Source organism: Lysinibacillus boronitolerans JCM 21713 = 10a = NBRC 103108, assembly GCF_000772935.1.
In the GTDB taxonomy this organism is placed as follows: domain Bacteria; phylum Bacillota; class Bacilli; order Bacillales_A; family Planococcaceae; genus Lysinibacillus; species Lysinibacillus boronitolerans.
In genome coordinates, this window is the sequence record NZ_JPVR01000079.1 from 246391 (window position 1) to 266187 (window position 19797).

General features: G+C 31.1%; 12 protein-coding genes and 1 pseudogene. 3 read left to right on the forward strand and 10 right to left on the reverse strand.

Translation table 11 applies throughout. The features are described from left to right. Positions 1–328: 328 nt before the first annotated feature. From CD31_RS18150 to CD31_RS18170, 5 genes are all read right to left on the reverse strand, one after another. Positions 329–811 (reverse strand): VOC family protein, encoded by a 483-nt coding sequence (locus tag CD31_RS18150; RefSeq protein ID WP_036079739.1) that lies wholly within the window; start codon positions 809–811, stop codon positions 329–331. 284 nt (positions 812–1095) lie between these two features. After that, complete coding sequence (locus tag CD31_RS18155; protein WP_036079742.1) at positions 1096–2388, reverse strand: CitMHS family transporter; 1293 nt, start codon at positions 2386–2388, stop codon at positions 1096–1098. 311 nt (positions 2389–2699) lie between these two features. Beyond that, positions 2700–3656, reverse strand: coding sequence for a tripartite tricarboxylate transporter substrate binding protein (locus CD31_RS18160; RefSeq protein WP_036079746.1), 957 nt, complete (start codon positions 3654–3656; stop codon positions 2700–2702). A gap of 39 nt (positions 3657–3695) precedes the next feature. Beyond that, positions 3696–4373, reverse strand: a complete 678-nt coding sequence (locus CD31_RS18165) for a response regulator (protein ID WP_036079749.1) — start codon at positions 4371–4373, stop codon at positions 3696–3698. 85 nt (positions 4374–4458) lie between these two features. Beyond that, on the reverse strand, positions 4459–6051 hold the full coding sequence (locus CD31_RS18170) for an ATP-binding protein (protein ID WP_036079752.1): 1593 nt from the start codon (positions 6049–6051) through the stop codon (positions 4459–4461). 641 nt (positions 6052–6692) lie between these two features. On the opposite strand from CD31_RS18170, the gene CD31_RS18175 reads away from it, so the two are divergent. The 3 genes from CD31_RS18175 (at position 6693) to CD31_RS18185 (ending at position 10004) form a co-directional block, all read left to right on the forward strand. Further along, positions 6693–6947, forward strand: a complete 255-nt coding sequence (locus tag CD31_RS18175) for a GlsB/YeaQ/YmgE family stress response membrane protein (protein WP_016991561.1) — start codon at positions 6693–6695, stop codon at positions 6945–6947. A gap of 563 nt (positions 6948–7510) precedes the next feature. After that, entirely contained in the window at positions 7511–8731 is a 1221-nt protein-coding gene (locus tag CD31_RS18180; RefSeq protein ID WP_036079754.1) for a PD40 domain-containing protein, read from the forward strand. Positions 8732–8969: 238 nt separating this feature from the next. Next, positions 8970–10004: a YdcF family protein gene (locus CD31_RS18185; RefSeq protein WP_036079757.1), complete on the forward strand. Its 1035-nt coding sequence runs from the start codon at positions 8970–8972 to the stop codon at positions 10002–10004. Between the two features lie 622 nt (positions 10005–10626). On the opposite strand, the gene CD31_RS18190 is transcribed toward CD31_RS18185, so the two are convergent. From CD31_RS18190 to CD31_RS18215, 5 genes and pseudogenes are all read right to left on the reverse strand, one after another. After that, entirely contained in the window at positions 10627–12009 is a 1383-nt protein-coding gene (locus tag CD31_RS18190) for a phospholipase D-like domain-containing protein (RefSeq protein WP_036079760.1), read from the reverse strand. Between the two features lie 111 nt (positions 12010–12120). Then, entirely contained in the window at positions 12121–15705 is a 3585-nt protein-coding gene (locus CD31_RS18195) for a serine/threonine-protein kinase (protein WP_036079762.1), read from the reverse strand. A 518-nt stretch (positions 15706–16223) separates the two neighbouring features. Continuing rightward, complete coding sequence (locus tag CD31_RS18200) at positions 16224–16970, reverse strand: hypothetical protein (RefSeq protein ID WP_036079765.1); 747 nt, start codon at positions 16968–16970, stop codon at positions 16224–16226. 246 nt (positions 16971–17216) lie between these two features. Then, positions 17217–17600 (reverse strand): annotated as a pseudogene (locus CD31_RS18210) (heteromeric transposase endonuclease subunit TnsA); the annotation flags it as partial. Positions 17601–17896: 296 nt separating this feature from the next. After that, a complete protein-coding gene (locus CD31_RS18215) occupies positions 17897–19783 on the reverse strand; it encodes a TnsD family Tn7-like transposition protein (RefSeq protein WP_009370511.1) in 1887 nt (628 codons plus the stop codon). Positions 19784–19797: the final 14 nt, after the last annotated feature.

Genomic DNA, 19797 nt, shown 5'->3' on the forward strand with positions numbered 1-19797 from the left:
CTCCTTTAATAATGAAATGATGAAAGCCTTTTTTCTATTTTTCAGGAATTTTTTTATACTCTTTAACCCTCTTCCCTTTCTACTTTTATGCCGCAAGAGGAGATATGAACCTAACTCCAATTGCGGCTATATATGGTTTACATGCTAATGTTTCATTAAGGAATATCGTTGGAAACATCCTATTTTTTATGCCCTTAGGTTTCGGTATTTTATCAACTTAGACCCTCAGGGTAGAAAATTGTGATATTTAAGTATAAGTATGAGCTCCTATAGGGGCAAAAAAGAAACCCCCTTTTAGTGGTTTCTTTTCAACAAAGTTGCTGATTAGCTATTTGATTTCTTCAGCGAGCTCTAAAATAATTCCTTCTGGCCCACGCACGTAGCATAATTTATAGGCGTTTTCGTAGCTATAAATGTCACTAATAAGTTCTGCGCCCTTCTTTGTCAAATTGTTAACGAGGGCTTCAATATCTTCAACATTGAAGGCAATATGTTGGATACCCTTAGTATTTGTTAAAGGCTGCTGAATGCTTATTGGATTTGATGGCGCGTTAAATTTTACTAGTTCAATATTCGCCTCGCCGTCTGGTGTTCGCAACATTACTATTTCTAGATTTACGTCACTATCTGACGTTTTTGCAACGTCCTCTTTAATACCTTGAAGCCCTAATACCCGCTCCATCCTCTTCACCCATTCACCTTCCACTTTTCCTTCCCCTAGCACCTCAAGACCAAAGTCAAGAAAAAATGCTTTCACTGCAGGAAGATCATTGACGATTATCCCCACATGATCAATCTTACGGATTTTCATATTTCATACCACCTTTCTCCTATTTTAATAATTTCTTTTTAATTGCAGAATAGAGCACTAATAATCCTAAGTCTCAATATTTTTATCGTATATGATGATCGTCCTTTTTACGAATAAAAACATTTTAAAGCGCCTATCTGAAACATCCTTCTAAATAATTTCCAGTTTATGTAGTTATTCGAATATGAAAATAAAAAAGAAGCCCATTAAAATAAGGCTTCTCTTACACTTATAAATAAAATATTTTCACTAGGTAATCTTTTTCGCCCCATAAGCCGTGGCTTTTAAAGAGGGAAAATCCCCAACACTACACAGACAATAATCATGACAATTGTAGAACCGAATGCCCACTTTAAGAAGATACGTTGTAGTGTCCCGAAATCCTCTCCTACCATACCTACTAATAAATAAGTAGAGGGAACAAGCGGACTTAGAAGGTGTACTGGCATACCTAAAAGAGAAGCTCTACCGATAAAGGCTGGATCAATGCCATATACTGCTCCTGCCTTTGCAAGTAACGGCAGTACGCCATAGTAAAAGGCATCATTAGACATAAAGAATGTAAAAGGTGCGCTGAGAATGGCTGTAACAACAGCAAAATGAGAACCCATTGCATCTGGAATATAATGAATCACTGAGTTTGCCATCGCATCTACCATTGATGTACCTGAAAGAATCCCTGTAAATATCCCAGCTGCAAAAACCATAGAAACAACAGATAATGCATTGTCAGCATAATTCGCAACACGTTCCTTCTGATCTTTCAATTTTGGATAGTTTACAGTAATCGCAATCGCAAAACCAAGCATGAATAATGCAACAGGTGGTAATAACTCCATAATTAACGCTACTAAAAGAACAATTGTCAGAGTATAGTTAAAGATAATCAGTTTTGGACGTTTCAAATAGTCATCTTCAGCTGTAGCAGCAGGCTGAGCTGCCGCTTCATAATCATATTCTATAATACCAATCCGCTTTTTTTCCTGTCTTCCAAGGGTAAATGCCATAAACAGAACAAAGATAGCCCCGCCAATCATCGCTGGAATCACTGGTGTAAAAACCTCAGACATTTCCAGATTCAGGGCTGTCATAACTCTTGCTGTTGGTCCTCCCCAAGGTAGAAGGTTCATCACACCTGAAGCTGAAACGGCAATACCAGCTAATACAATTGGTCGCATGCCAATTCTTTTATAAAGCGGTAGAAAGGCAGAAATAGTAATCATGTATGTTGTCGTACCATCACCATCTAAAGAAATAAAAAGGGCTAATACGGCTGTTCCGATAGCAATTTTTACAGGATCCCCTTTTACTAGTCTAAGAATCGTTTTAATGATTGGATCAAATACGCCAGCATCGATCAAAATACCAAAGAAAAGAATTGCAAATAAAATCATAATCCCTGTTGGAGCGACACTTTTAATCCCATCCAACATCATAGGTCCCATTTCACTTCCGAATCCACCAATAATTGCGAACGTAATTGGAACTACAATTAATGCAATCATTGCTGTAAGACGGCCAGTCATAATCAAAATCATAAAGACTATTATCATTAAAAAACCTAAAATTGCTAGCATAATACTCCCCCTAAATGCTTTGTGAAATTATTTATTAATTCGTTAAATAACTAATTTTCCGAATATTACACCTTATAATAAAATAACATCGGCCAAATGTAATCGTTTACAAATTAATGTTTATTAATTTCTTTATAGCTATTTCGTACATTTTGTTCACGGAAAGCATTGTATGTTTTTGCTAAACAAAAAAAGAGGCTAACCTTGGACTATGTATTCTCTCCACCATCGGATGAGACGGTAGAAAGGAAAACACATAGTTCTCAATAGTCAACCTAATAAAAAAATTGTACATAATAAGAGTATTTTACTTAGTAAATCTCCAATAATTTCTCATATTTCTTATTTTCTTCATCAAGAAATCTAGATGTATCTCTACTGTTCATATAAAAATCTTCCCACATATACGTCTGCAAAATTTGTTTCCACTCTTTGGTTTTGATCATTTTTGCAAATGTCATATCCCAAAATTCGATTTCCTTTTTTGACATATTAGGTGGTCCCATAATACCGCGCCAGTGTTTAAAAACTACATCTATTCCCTCTTCCGTCCATGTAGGAATTTCGGGGAGCTCCTTTAAACGTTTCTCCGAGGAAATGACAAGCAATTGTACTTGATTCAAATCATAATATTTTTTAGCCTCGGATAAAGTCATCGTTGCCACATCAATTTGCTTTTTTAATAATGCATCAACTACTTGACCACTATTCTCATAAACAAAAAAATCTAGTTTTTCAGGTTGCACTCCTGCCTGTTTACTCGCTAATACAAAAGAAATTTGATCATCATTGCTTAGTCTAGGGGAAACTCCTATTTTATATGCTTGGGGTGTTTCTTTGAGCTTTTCCATTAAAGCTTTTGCACTTTTTATTTCTGAATCCTTGGAGACAATTACGACACTCCATTCTGTAGCCAAAGTGGCAATTGGTGTAAAATCTTTGTAGGTTAACTTACTTTGCCCCAACAAATGATTAGTAATGAGTAGGCTTGAATTCATTGCTAGCACATGCTTTTTTTGTTGTTTAGTATATTTCCATCCTAGCTCTCCACCAGCACCAATTTTATTCAGTACATGAATATCCTCATCAATCAAATTGTTACTCAGTAAAATGTCCTGTATGGCTCTTGCTGTTTTGTCCCAACCTCCACCAATCGAGCTTGGGGCAATGATTGTTACTGTATCAGTTATCGCTTCATGCCCCTCATCTTGTGAACAACCAAAGCAAAGCATAACAACAAGCCCGAAAATAAACATTATTTTTCTCATTGTTCATCCCTTGTCCTAATTTTTGAGTTAACCTTGTTGTTATTCTTTATAGTAATATTTCCTCTCAGGTCTTCCAACAACTCCATATTCATGTTTTGCCGTACAGACATCAATTGAAACAAGAAACTCTAAATACCTTCTCGCAGTTGTTCGAGATGCACCGATTTGTTCACCCATCTCCTCTATGGAAATACCACCTTTTAGTTCTTTCATTACCTCTTTCACTTTTTCTAAAGTATGACGATCAACACCTGAAGGTAATTCTTTTTGAGCTGAGGACAATTGATTAGCAACGCCAAAGTATCGATCAATCAATGTTTGGTCGACCTCATCACGATAGCTTAGAAGTTTTTTCTTTTTTTTATATTCTTCCACCGCTTCAACAAATTTCTCCATTGTTACTGGCTTCAACAAATAGTTACTCACACCATATCTGACTGCTGTCTCAAGCATCGTTTTTTCTGTTGCAGCAGTCACTATAATAATATCAATTGTTGGATAATGATCCCGTATCCTTGCTAACAAATTTGTTCCAAGATCATCGGGCATATAGATATCCAAAAAAAGCAAGTCAACTTCATATTTCTCTAGTATGTCCATCGTTTCCTTTGCATTCAATGCCTTCTGAACGACCTTTACATCTGGTACCTTATGCAAAAACTGTTCTTGCACTTGTGCAATACGAAAATCATCTTCCGCAATGACAACCTTAATCATTTTTTCCCTCTCCTTCTTTTATCTCCCTATGCTGATATTTAGACATCCGATTTAGATGGGAGTCCCCCATCTCACTGAGTAAATTTCATTTTTTCGGTAGGAATACCGTAAAAATGGCCCCACCATTTTTGTCATTTTTCACTTCTACTGTTCCACCTAAAGATTCTACAATTTGTTTAACATTAAATAATCCATACCCTCTATTTTTTCCTTTAGATGAACTACGTAAATCAAATATAAAATCTAACATATCTTCAGCAATTCCCTTTCCGTTATCTGCTACTTCTATAATGATATCATTCCCAATTCCTGTAATTGAGAAAGATACCCTTCTCTCTTTTCGATCGGCTACAGCATCAAATGCATTATCAATAAGATTTCCAATGATTGTGATGATATCCGTGATTTCAATGTGACTTGGTAAGACATCTACATAACTATCAGGATCAATTTCAAAGGCAATTTTCTTTTCTGATGCATTGCCCAGTTTCCCTAATAAGATCGCTTGAACATTTATATCTTGAATTTGATTAAATAGAATTCGGTTTTGGTGCTGGTGATTAGCTGATTCCTTTTGTATAAATTCAAATGCATCCTGATATCTCTCTAATTGGATTAATCCTGACAATAAGTAAAGTTTATTAGAGTACTCATGCGTTTGCGCACGGAGTCCCTCAGAATATTCACGAACCTCTGTGATCGTATCAATAAGCTTTTTAAGCTCTGTTTTATCACGAAAACTAGAAACCACACCCATAATCTTTTCATTTTCGATAATGGGAATAAAATTAAATATATATACTTTATCATTAATTAATATCTCTACATTATGAATGGGCTTACCTTTCTGTAATACACCATCGATAGTAATTGCTGGTAAGACAAATTGGATATGTTGACCAATCAAGGATTCATCCTTGAGGTTCAACATCGACCTAGCAGAATGATTGATTAATGTTAAGAAACCATTTTGATCGATTGCAATGATTCCTTCCATAACGGATAACAGAATGGCACTTCTTTCTCTATATAGCGAGGAGATTTCATGCGGTTCCAACCCCATAGTATCTTTTCTAATACTTTTGGTTAAAAAAACACCACCAATGATTCCTAAAATTAAAACAATCAGAGATGCGATGAGAATGGACTTAATTCGTTTATAGATATTTTGAAAAATCTCTTTTTCTGCGTATTCAACCGCTACGGTTCCAATTACACGAGTATATTCTCCATTGTCTGCTATGATAGGAACCTTCCCGATTAAAACAGAACCACTCTCTCGTTCTAATTCAAAATTATTAGAACCTCCAAATATTAACCCATAATTATTTGTATGATCAAAACTCTTCTGACCAACTTGCCTTGGGCTTCTGTGCGAATAAATAATCTTCTCTCGATCTTCAATAATAATATTTTCTGCATTTACCTGATCTATTACTTGATCAGCAATTGGACGAAAACGTAGGTCTAAATCACTTTTCCCAATGGATTCTTTAAGTTCTGGCATAAGAGAGATTGTCATAGCGGATTGCAATGCCAATTGTTTAACTTGAGTCCTTGCATCGACATATTGTAAATAAGCAAATATACTGGCAAGAAGAAAAACAATAAAAAGAATTAACGTGCTAATCAATCCTAATATTTTTGTTTGTAATGGTATCTTTTTTTTGTTCAATATACTTAACCTTCACCCTTTTCACCTAGTATAATTCATATAACCTTTATCCTACTTTTATTAAGAATATACCAATATGCTTATCTAAAAAGTTAAATTCTTTGTTGCCGTATTTAAGAAAATATAACAGACGTAGCTCATGGTAATTTGACTTTCATGATTGTTTTAACTAAAAAAATCAAAAGAACTTACTAAAATATCAGAGGAAAACCTCCAGCTTAATTTCTTGATTATACTATAACTCAAAGGAATTTTTGAATTCATAAAAATCTTCCACCAAAATCGGTGGAAGGTTTATATAAATCAATAATAAAATCTTATAAACACATTCGGAAAGTCCTGTTGTTCATGCTCATCAAAGAAACGCTTATACGCTAAGTCTCCATTTTTTAATTCTTAGTCAAAATAAACTTGTGTCTCTTAGCTATACATTTTCTTCAGGATGAAAATAGAATAAACATGAATTTATTAATACCATTAAAATAAAGATGCTCCTCTTCTTACAGAAATGCGCCAATGTCTGTTATTCCCTTGAAACTTCCCCTAATTTTTATTTTTTTCCTCCTTATAGTTTGAAAGAGTTCAATAAAGGTTATAAAACACTATAACAAAATATTTAAAATATAAAATAGGAGATGGATAGTATGAGTTTCATTTGGTTTTTAATAATTGGCGGGCTTATCGGTTGGCTTGCAGGTATAATTTTGGGTAAAGATATTCCAGGCGGAATTATTGGTAATATTATTGCAGGTATTATTGGTGCATGGATTGGTGGTATGCTTCTTGGAAGTTGGGGTCCTAAAATTTCTGATTTCTATATCTTCCCTGCCCTCATTGGAGCAATTATACTAGTTTTCATTTTGAGTTTAATTCTGAAATCATTGCGTAATGCTTCGTAAGCTAAATAGATCTCTTAATTTATTTCTATACAATTAAGTGAATCAGCTGTAACCAATAATAAATGGTGACTTGCTTATAACAAAAAGGCGGCCTTCCACACTATATCTGTGGAGGACCGCTTTTACTTTGTTCGTCATTAACTTAACAATCCTCCGCTCCGTGAATGCAAGAAGAACAGAACAGCTTATACAACAATAGCGCCTGCAAAATGGTGAAAAGATTGCTGTAATTAAAAATTTAGATAGAACAATTACAAATTTAACGAAACGTATCCACATTGAAGCAATCAATGATGAAATCGCTTCTCTAAAGGCTATAATGTATCAAACGTTTGTACGTAAATAACATTTGATAGCAATGACAGAATTGATTCTACAAGAATTTGTAGTTTTATCCTGTCTTTATTTTTGGCTGTTTTCTTATATATTGTTGCTATTCAAAACGTAGCAGGTAATGGAAGATGGTAGCAGCAAAAGGCAACAATCCAGCATTTGTTATGTTTGATGGACGAATTTATTCCCTTCAAAAGAACATCCTATGATAAAGAGGTGGGGATTAATTAATGGCAATTAGGGTTTTATTATTAATACTATTTATTAGTTTTAGTTTTTCAATAGGTGCTTCTGCTGAAGGTCCACTTAAAGCTGCTTTCATACGAGACCACCAGCTTTGGATAAAAGAGGGTGATAAGGAACTACAGCTTACGACAGGTCAGTACGTATCCTCTCCAAAGTGGTCAAAAGACGGTCAATTTATTGCCTATTTAGCAGGTAAGGAGGAGGGTGGAAAAACGAATTTATATATTTATGATGTAAAGAAAAAGGAAAGTTATAAGCCGTATCCTATAATTGAAGCAAATGAAATCAAATGGTCGCCAACATCCAATCAACTAGCTTACAATTCGGGAGGTATCCTAAACGTTACAAAAACCAAAAATGGGCGACCACAAGGTTTTGAAAATGTATCTCTAGGTGTTAGTGATTTTGAATGGTTCCCCGACGGAAAAGCATTTATCGTTTCATCTCAATCTAATTTACTTCCTACTGGATGGGAACCTGTTCGCCTTTTTAAAGTGCCAGTAGATGCCAATCTTGATACGAATAAAATAAAGCCCTTTTACACCATTCAAACAAATACAACGGATTTATTCGCCATCGATGCTGACTATTTAACGTTTAGTCCTGATGGGAGCTGGATTAGTTTTCTATTAACACCCACAGCGTCTTGGTCAAATGATAGCAATACATTATCAGTACTTTCATCAGTAGGGGATCATTTTCAAGTGATAGGGAAAATGCTTGGGTATGAAAATTGGATAAAGTGGGCTCCATCAAAAAATCAACTAGCCTTCATATCGGGTGAAGGAAGATTTTTTGTTGAAAACAAAGATACAACCGTTACCGAGATTCCTACAGCGAATAAACAAAAGGGCTATACACCCAAAGGATATGTAGATCTAGATTTGGAATGGTTTTCTCTAGATGAAATAATTGTTGCTCGAGCAAAAGAAAATAAAGCGTGGAAATTGGGACCGGTTCCAACTATGTTTACAGCGCTATATGTAATTAATCTTGAATCAGGAGAACAAAGGCAGATTACATTTCCAAAGAACAATAAAATAGATAATACTCCTCAAGTAGTTGGTTCAACGATTACTTGGTATCGAACATCTAAAAAAGAAAACCAAGGAGATGTTTGGATTAAAGATAGAGTAGATGGTCTAGAATATCGGTGGTTAAAAAATGTAGACACTGCACCAACTTTTTTTATAGCAAGTAACTGAAAAATCCGCACAAAAACTTATGCCATATAAGCATGAAACCTTTTTTAAATTAGAAATGTTATTCAATTAAATGGCCCTTTAATGAAAAAGAGAGCTTATCATTCTTGCAAAAGGTACTGCACCCCGATTGTTGAACATCGTTTAAACTAAACAAAGGAAAATATTAAGGCTATATAAACTGATACCACTATCATTTATAATGAACTGTACGTACTTATAAAGAAACGAGGTATAATATATGATTATTTCTGGAATTCTAACTCTAATTTTCCTCGTTATTTTTCTTGCTTCTTATTTAACAGATTCTAGAAGAATAATAAATGGTTTTCTATTTAACGTATTTTTTTGTTCATTTATCATTTTTCTTTGTTATTTAGGGTTCAGTTCCGATTTAATAATTGTAAGATTGTTCGCTATTGTTCCAATCGTTATTCTGGTATTTATATTAACTTTTGGATTATCTACTATATGTGTTGGATTATTTTTAAATGCACGAATCCTGCTGAAAAGGGAAAGCCGGAGGTTTGCTAACAGTTTAACGTTAATTTCAGGAATTTTTCTTCTGTTATTCATTCTATTCCGTCTGGTGAATCCCATGCGCTTTTTGCCTTACTATTTTGAACCGTTATACACTGGGGTTTCCTTTATCATTGTGTATTTCTTTTTACACTTAACTAACTTTTTATCCGCATATTTGTTATACCAATTTAACAGACCAAAATTAAACCAAGATTTTATTATTGTTCTTGGTAGTGGTTTAATTAAAGATAAAGTGCCACCACTTTTGGCAAGTCGCATTAATAAAGCAATTGATTTTTATTGGAAACAAGTAGCTATAGCCTCCCCGCCTATATTAATTTTCTCAGGTGGACAAGGCCCGGATGAAGATCTTCCTGAAGCTGAAGCAATGCAAAATTATGCTATAGAGAAAGGAATTCCTTTGGAGCATACTTTAACCGAAGCTCGTTCTATCAATACATTTCAAAATATGCTCTACTCAAAACAAATCATGGATTCAGTAAAAGGTAGTAAATATAACAGCATTTTTACTACAAACAATTTCCATTTATTTAGGGCAAGTCTGTATGCGAAAAAGGCAGGTTTAAAAAGCCAAGGAATTGGTTCAAAAACCGCGCTCTATTACTGGCCAAATGCTATGATTCGCGAATATATTGCTATCGTCGTGATGCAACGTAAACGTCATACCATTATAGTTGGGACAATATTAGGATTTTCAGTCCTTCTAACCATTTTTTCTTTTTTATTTTTATAACTGATACAAAAAGCCATTCATCAATTTCTTGTGAATGGCTTTTCTAATCTAATATGAGATAATTAGTGGTTCATATTTTCTCTCGTTATGTATGAATACCTTGTTTTTTTGGATTTTGTGAGTTAGATGGTGATGAGAGCAAAATAATCATGACAACAATTTTAGTTTTACTCCACAATTTGGCCCGCTTGTTGAACAAAAAAGACCATGCATAACAGCACAGGATTTTTAATCAAAGTTTATTATAAACGTCCAATCTTTGTTTGAAATTCAACTAAAAAATGACAATATTAATTATTTGTTAGTCCCTTTTTATAAAAAACAATCTAAAAAATATAAACCCTGATACAGCAACAACTACTCTGTACCAAGGTTTATTATAGTGTCACAAATATCTTATATTTATATGACAAATATAATTATAAGTTATGACAGTATTAGTTATAACTCACAAAAATGTGTGCAGATAATAAAGTTGCTTAATTTTCATCTCACAAATGCAGTAACCACCTATCAATAAATTTGATAGGTGGTTTTAAAGTTGTTTAAAATATTCTTTGAGAGTTAGAAAGAAGTTTATTTCAAATAATAATGTTGTTTAATTTTGAAGTAAAATAAATACTCACTTTAAGTACTGTTGAATATCTATATTCATTCTTTTTTCTAAACTGTTAATGTTCGCCTGAATAGTTTTTGAATCGATTGTATAAAGACCAGTTTCCTGTCTAAACCCTAATTTAGGATCTCCCTTAAATGATAACCAGTTAAAACTTGTTATAACTACATATTTCGTATCTACTAATAATACTTTTTCATGTGTATTAGCCAATTTAATTAAAATTAAATTTTCCCCATTTGGTTCTTTTCTCATTTTTTCAAGAATATTTACTGCCCCTGTATGGCCTACATCATCTGGTGAAATCCCGTAACCTATAATTACTTTAATTTTTCTCTTTAGAGCTTTACGAATTTTATTTTGAATAATGTAATCAAATGCACCAAATCTTATCCAAGGAGATATAATTAAAACTAGTTTTTCAGCTTTTTCAAAAGAATCCTCTAGTATTTTTCTATGTTCATATGTTTCTATATATCTGTTTATATTGTCTTTTTCAGCTTCTAAAAGAGCTATTTTTTCATTAAGTCCTCTTATAACTTGTGTATCAGTTATCTTACTTTCGCTGTCTAAATCATTTTCATTAAGTTGAATCTCCTTTTTGTGGAGTTGTTGTGTCAACTGTTCTGATAATTGTTTATTTAAGGTTAGTTTTTTTGTATTAAACAAAGCTTCTTCCATTAAGGAAGGATTAATAGTAGTTATAGATACTTCCTCATTATTAATAACATCTAATGTGTCCTTCCTATCAAATGGAATTTGTTTAATTCCATCTTTCTCCATCCTTAAAATAATATTTTCTAATTCGTTCTCACGGTCCATACCATCAAAGATTTTTATTTCTAGATCAGCCTCAGCATCATTTTCATGCATAAAAATTAGCATACTTCTTTTTCTGTAAGATAAATAACACTTTTCTAACTCATTTATGGTGATTAAATCCCCTGCTAAAGAATCATCTGGAAATTCCTTTTGTTTTTCCTTTAAAACTTTATTTATCTTGTTAAATTCAAATTCTTCTAGTGTAGGTTTATTTAAAAGAGGTTTGATAGCGCAAAGATTTTTCTTCCTAACTTCATTTCCTGTAAATAGTTTTCTTGTAGAATGAGTTAGTTCACCTGTTAATCCGTTCATTAAAAAGTTAACTGTAACTTGTTCTGGTTGAATTGTCTTAGCCTCTTTTAAAGCCTCTTCACCTTTTTTAGTAAGACTTATCCTGTTATCTTGATTCATCTTAATTAAATTTTGAAAAAATAAATTAGCAATACTGTTATTAATTAAAAATAAATCAATCCCTAATATTTTTGAAATTTTTTCCTCATCAAAAATATTTATTTTATAAAACTTTAATAAAAATTCTTCGATAATACCTATATCTTTTTTCTTCAACAAAGTTATATCTAACGAAATATTATAAAATGGTATTACTATATCTAAATATTTTACAAGTTTATAATGTGGAAGCGAATCAATATGTTTTTCTACTAACTTTTCTATTTCCTACACCCCCTCTAAAATACAATATTGATTATTTTTTTGCATATATTCATATACTTTAACAAAAGGATTCTCAACGTTTCCACTTAATATTTTTTCTTGTGTAACTGAACTATGATCACCTACGATTACTAAAAGTTCTTTAGCCCTTGATAAAGCTACATTTAATCTCCTTGCATCTTTTAAGAATCCAATTTGTCCCTTACTGTTACTTCTAACTATACTATAGAAAATAACATCAGTTTCCCTTCCTTGGAAAGCATCTACAGTATTAATTTCAACAGAGATATTTTTAAATTTATCTTTATACTCTCGTTCTAATTTTCTTCTTAAAGCAGATTTTTGTGCCTGATATCCTGCTATAATACCCACTTCTTTAAATAAACCTCGTCCATTATAATCATTATCCATCTCAACTAATTTATCAAAAATAATATCTACTTCAAGTTTATTTTCATAAGTAATATGACCTCTGTTTTTCAACTCTTGCTGCGCTTTTCTTGGATGTTCACTAGTTGATAACCAAACTAAGCTTTTTCCATTCCATTTAGTAAATCCATGTTGCTTATCTTCTATATTAGCTGGAGATTCTAGTTGATTATCATAAAATACATAACTTATTAAATCGCCAATACCTTTATGCATCCTGTATTGTTCTTTTAATAGTCCTACACAGTCATCATTTATTGATGTTAATAGCTCTTCAAATAAACTCTTTTCTAAATCTTTTATATTAATATTATGTTCCTTTAGATTTAATTCAGAGTAACCCTCATCAATGACAGGCGGTAATTGCTTATGATCTCCTACTAAAACAACTTTTTTAGCCATAACTATTGGAACTAATAATTCTGGGGCTGTTGCTCTACCAGCTTCATCTACAATTACCCAATCAAATGAAATATCATTTAAACTTTGTAAACTTGACACACCTAAACACGTAGCACCAATTATATTTGCTTTCTGAATTAGTAAGCTTTCAAATTTGTTATCAACACTTACTCTACTTATCCACTCTTTTTGAATAATTTCTATATTTGTTACTTCATCTATTAATGCCTTTTTATCATTCATTTCTTGCTGAATCATAGATTTTAAAGAAATAAATGCTTCAGGACTTTCAACTTTTAATTGCTCTTTTAAAACATCAATTTCAGTTTGTTTTTTTAATTTTTTGCTTGTCAATTCCATTACAATATCTTCAAGCATTTGCTTTTCTTCGCCTATTTCATTTGCTGAATCTATTTCATTTACAATTCTAAGACCCAAATTCAAATACTCTTCCTTAAAATTATTCAAAATCCCTGATAGTTCCCTCTCATTTACAAATTGAATTTTACTACTGAGCTTTGAATAAACTTCATTCAGACCCTCTGTTAAAACAATAATTTTGTTATATTTTTCTTTAACAGATTGTAACTTCATCTCATTTTCGATTATCTCGTTATTAAGATTTCCGATCATCTCATTTATCTTATCAATTAAAGATATTTTCTCGTATTTATCTAGTGTTGAGGGACTTAAATTAACCTCGTTTTTAATTTGCTCTAAAAAAAGCTTTGATTTTTCTTTAATTTGATTAATCATCAAGTCCAGCTGTTCTTCAATTAAATATTGTTCAGCGCCTTGACTCAATCTATCTTTTCTTCCTATCCTCAGCATAGAAATACCCGGCAAAATACTTTGAATCTTATTTAATGCATGGTCAACAGCTACATTAGATTGAGAAGAAATTAAAATCTTACTCTCTGGATTCTTACTTATTATTTGATATACTAATTCTCCAATAAAAGTTGTTTTACCCGTACCCGGCGGTCCTTGTAATAAAAATATATCTTCAGATTGAAGAGCTTTTAAAACTGCATTCTCTTTGGAGTTATCTAATTTTGATTTAAATTCAATCTCTGGAACTAGTGGAGAAACATTAGCTAAAGATGGATTCATTATTATATCAGGTATTAAAGGATTAGCAGTTTCTTTAAACCTAATTGCTTTTAAAGCTCTCTCTTGTCTATTTAGAGATACTTCTTCCATTCTTTCATTAATAGAAATCTCTCCACTTTTAGCAAATTGCTCTGGATAAACATCTCTTGAAAGTTGAATTAATAATTTTCCTTCAGAAAATTCTACGCAATATCCTACATTTAATTCCCGATTTATATTATTTGCAGAGGTCATAGTTAAAAGTTGATCATCGCTAAATGCTTTTTCTATGTCTTTATCTTTTAAAGTTACTACAATCCTATCTCCGTCTTCATTTACTTCAAAATTAATATATCGTAATGTATTTTTCTTTTTATCAAGTAACTTTTTCTTTAAACTAATTGCTGTACTCCATTTTGAAGTAATGGATTTCTCTTCTTTCTCTTTTTGAGCTTTAAAATTACTCTTATTATAATTGGCTTCAAATTCTTCAATTAATTCATTGATATCATCATACACATCAAAATTCTCATCCGAATAGGCAAATACTTGAAACTTTCTATCAATCCTTATTGCCAACTCTTTATTGCCCTCATGTATAGAAGATTGAGTAAAGAATTTTATATCTAATATAGTAAACTTATCCTTTGATTTGTCATCAATTACACAAAGATACTCATACTGTTTACCATAAATATTATAAGAATATGAATCTTTTCTTTTTTGATTTCTAGAATAGTTCATTAAAATATATTCTTGATTTAAGTCTTTTGAAATTAGTGTTGCAGCTTCATTTCTCGATTCATTTAAAATTAAGCCCTCTGTAAACATTTTATTTATAACTTTGTTAGTAAATCCTATTGCATATTCATTTGCATATAAGTTTATTTCATTAGAAATAGCTTTTTTAAATCCTGTAATCAAATCACTAATATTATTAATTCGATTTTCTTTATTTTCATCTAAGCCTTTTATTAATAAGTCTTTAATATGTTCATCTAATCCTGAATTTTTAACTTCTAAGATAATATTTTCTCTAATATCTTTGCTTAATAACAATTCAGTGATTACGTAACAAATTGAATAAATATCACTTCTCTGATCTAAATCTTCCATTCGCATTTGTTCTGGAGAAGCATATTTACGAGTTCCTAAAAAATTCAAAGTATATTCTGTAAACATTGAATCATTCAATTTACTGATTCCAAAATCAATAATTTTCACATTATTCTCTTCATCGATTAAAATATTTGAGGGTTTAATATCTCTATGTAATATACCTTTAATATGTGCGTGTGCTAAACCTGAAAGAGTCTCTAATATAATCTTATGTTTTTCTGAATCTGGGAGAATATCTTTAAAAATTATTTTATCTAGAGACTGGCCTCGTAAATACTCTAAAACAATAAAGTTAAGGTTGTTTTTCTCGTCTATCCCTTTGTTTTCTATTTTAACTATATTATTATGATTAAGCCTTTCTAAGTTTTCTACTTCCCTATAAAATAAGTTTTTTTGGAAATCCCTATTTTCTCCTAATGGATATGATTTTATAACAACTTCTTTCTCATCTTTTGAACCATAATCTATAGCTAAATAGACCTTAGACATATTACCACCCGAAAGTGGTTTAATAACTCTATATCGATGTTCACTTATCCAATTCAATTATTTCCCCTCCATAAGTTACTTTTATTTCACATTTATAAAAGTCCAGTATCAAATAAAGTTTTTTGTTTATAAATCGGTTTATACTCGCTTATATTCAATTTATTTAAACTGAGCCTCTATAAAAATCATTCTTTATACTAATTAAAAATACTCCATTATCTAATTTAATCTTTAATTAAGTAACTACTACTAATCAAATATATAGACTAATCATTAATTTTTATATAACATAAATTATAACATTTTTAACCAATAAAAATATTTGAATCTCTGTATCTAATTAAAAATTTATACTGTACTAGGTACCTCTGTCAGTTTAATTCTTTCAATTATTGTTTTACCTATAAATTTAATCAACGTATTAAAATAAAAATTTCTAATACGTTGATTTTTAATTAATCTAATATTTTAAGGTTCCCACTATCAAATTATTATAAGTATTGGCTGAATATACAAAAACATTTAGTGTAAAAAATGATAGTTTATCTATATATCTATCCAAAACCCAAATGGAATTATCTATATAATTTTTCAATTCCATCCAATAGTATTTCCAAATCATTATCTGTTAAACTTGCTGTAGCACTTTCATTTCCATGCATAACTCTATTTCGTATCTTTTTGTACTTTTTTATAATTGAAGGCAAATTATTAGAAGTATGTTTTTTATAAATTTCATTTAAATCTTGTGTTTTAGTATCTCCAGTCTGATATCTTAAAAGACCTTCAAAAGCAATAAAAAGATGCATAAAACTCCCCAGAAAATTATTATTTTTATACATTAAATAACTTAAATATAAGGACTGTTGCCAAAAAGGTAAGCCTTTTTTACATCCTCCAACATAAAGCTCTACATAGAAAGTATAATCCAATGCTAAATTGTATAAGTATCCAGGTTCACCCGTTATTAAATATATAAAAGTAACTTCTTTTTTGAAAGAATCCACATTCACAGATTCTATAGAAAAATTGGCGGTTTCTACGCTCGTACATATCCAGCCATTATTATACTCTTCTTCATCAATAAAACCGTATGTTCCATACGAAATTCTATCTAACATACTGAACTCATCAAACTCTAGTTCTTGATGTTCATATAATCTAAATTCACGATAATAAGTGTTTTTTTCATATCCATATATATCTACATCAAAATAGCTTTCTATAGTCCTATTAATATATATCTCCATATCTAAAAGTGTTTCTTTAAAAATAGCCTCCATCTCATTTATCCCTTCAAATAAGATTTTTAATATACCCATTCTTTTTCAATAACTCATACGGATGTAACTTTTTATTTATAGCCTTTTTTTGAATTTGTAGTAGTGGTAATATTCCTTTTTTAACTTCAATATTGTTTATCTGATCAACTTTACTAATCTTTAATATTTCATTAATAACTAATAATTTCATAGCATTATAATCCATTTCAATGGGATGTTCCACTATTACTTTTCTTGCTAAGTTTTGAATTTCCTTAATACTGAAATTATTGAAAACTCCTAATGTGCAAGCCCTACTAACCCATTTCCTTTTTCTACCGTTAATAAAAAATCCGTTGTCATTACAACTGGCTGATTCGTTTTAGGGTCTGTAGGATGTTTTAGACCTAATTCATCAGCAATGACAATTGTTTCTTCCAACGGCAATAAAGGAAATTGTTCTCGAATATCAAAAACAAAATCCGAATATTCAATTAAAAAAGTAGTTTCGTTCCAAATCTGATAAAAATTCGTGCTGCCTTTCGTTTTAATACCTTTTAAACGAGTGGATCTTCCCAATGAGGAAACATCTTGAATATTCAACCACGGTTTATAATCGGCACCGATTCCCGAGCCACGACCTTCTTTAATCCACTTTTCAACTTTAGATGTTCTAGTTCTTTTAGACAAAAAACACCCCTTTGGCTAAATAATAACCAAAGGGGTAAAGCTTCGCAACTTTTTTACAATCGTCGCGACTTTATTTCAAATCTACAACAATGAAGAGTTTCAATAAAGTTGTATACTAACAAATGTTCAAACCCGCATTCTTGTGTCTTTCTTATCTTTAAAATGACAATAAAGTCGTATACTTATTTTCATCAAATTAACTTATTTTGCAATAAACTGTTACAAAAAAGTTGTATACCAATACGAAAATTATGTACTTACATTATAGTTTAAATATGTTTCTTCACAGCTTTATTCTATAAGAATTTGTTATTATGGATAGTTACTAAATCCTCTATATATTTTAGTAATTTTTCTCGTTTCTCTATATTAATTCTAATATAGTTTTTAAGATTAGCTGCTTCAATAACCATATTTTTTGTTACAATCTCGTCTTTATATTTGGTATCCATAACAATTTTTATTCTTCTATGCCGAAAATCCTCAACCGTCTCTATATTCGAATTGATATACTTAGTAGTAAGTGGGTATTTTCCACTGAACAAACTATAACTTGCTTTGACATCAAGTAAATTTATTATCCCTGTCCTACTTTTCCTAACCAATCTCTTTAAATTTCCTTCATGTTCTGACCAACTATCTATTATTAATTTTGCTTTGCTTAGTAATTCTTTATCTCTCTCTAAGTAATCTATTTTTTCTCTATTACCAGTACTCCTCAAGTAAGGAGAATTGCGAATTAACCATTCTTTATCATATTGTAAAAGCCATCCGTATATTTTAGTATATGCTTTACCTAAGTCAGAGCGTGAATATTCTGGATTTTCTTTTCGGATTTTTAGAAATTCCTCTTTGTAGTACTCCGTTTTTAATTTTTGTTTGTTCATTAATCCTTCTTTGTTTTTTAATTGAACTGAAGAAAGATGCCCCCTATTCTTAATCCTTATTACTGTATCCCTAGATATATTTGCTAATTCCGCTATTTTGTTCAGTGTTAGATCTTGTTTAAGTAATTCATTAAAATTAAGTTCCCATACTCGGCCTCGCTTTACTATTCTTCTATGGAAATCCCTTATATCAAAAGGAGATTTTTCCCCTTCCTTAATTATGTACTCAAAACCGCAATTACACTTTATGATACCTTGAATTTTCCTATCTGAATTATTTACTCTAACATTCACATTTTTTATATTCTCTTTTAAATAATTCTTGCAAAACGGGTTCATACAAACCCAAGGTCCTTCACCAAAAGGTTTAAATGAGTTCTCCTTTTCAAAATAATTTTTGGCTGATCCACTTAATAATCTCATTAATAATAAGTGTCTTATCGGATGTAACGACCTATTTTCTTCAATATTTATTAAACTAGGAACCCAAGAAAACTTGTCACTTATCTTGAAAAATGAATCTAATAACTCTAGAAAATCTGTTGGATAATATTCAATTATTAACTTTTGTAAGTATTCTCTTCGCTTTTTAATGGGATATGCAAACCCTTTCTTACCTAATAAATCTACATATTTGCTAATATAATACTCTTCAGAAAACGATTTGTAATTCATTCTAATAATGTATTCAACGTCCTCTGCTAGATCGATCAAATATTTCATTAGTTCCTCACTATAGCTCCTAAGTGGTTCTCTAATATCTTCAATTGTTGGAATTAAATAATTTATAAAGCCCATCTCGGATATTTTTAACGAATACTCTAATAACGGAGTCTTATGCCTAGTACAAACAAAAATCCCTGGAATTTGATGAATCCTGTTCCAAAATCCTTCACCATTTGACTTAAGCTGTTCCTTTAAGCATTCTGCACAATAATATAAATATTTCTTGTTTTTTACATTGTATTTACTGTAACTAAATAAAAAAATATATAAATTTTTAAAATCACTTTTATAAATTTTCTCATTCCATTCTTCACTTTTAAAGGGTTTTACAAACGGTATCACTGTATGCTGGTTAATAAAATACTCTTTAGTAAATTCTTTCGAGAATATATTGATTTGGGATACTAAATGAGCGAGTCCCATTGGTAATTCTAAATTAATATTTACCTTCTTTCCAAATAGTTCTTTATTTGTATGTTTTCTACTCAAGTTACCTACATGAATGTGATAACGAGCTATTATACTGTAATATAGTTCATCTTCATATGGCGTTGGAAAATAACCTATCATATCCTTACTCCTCT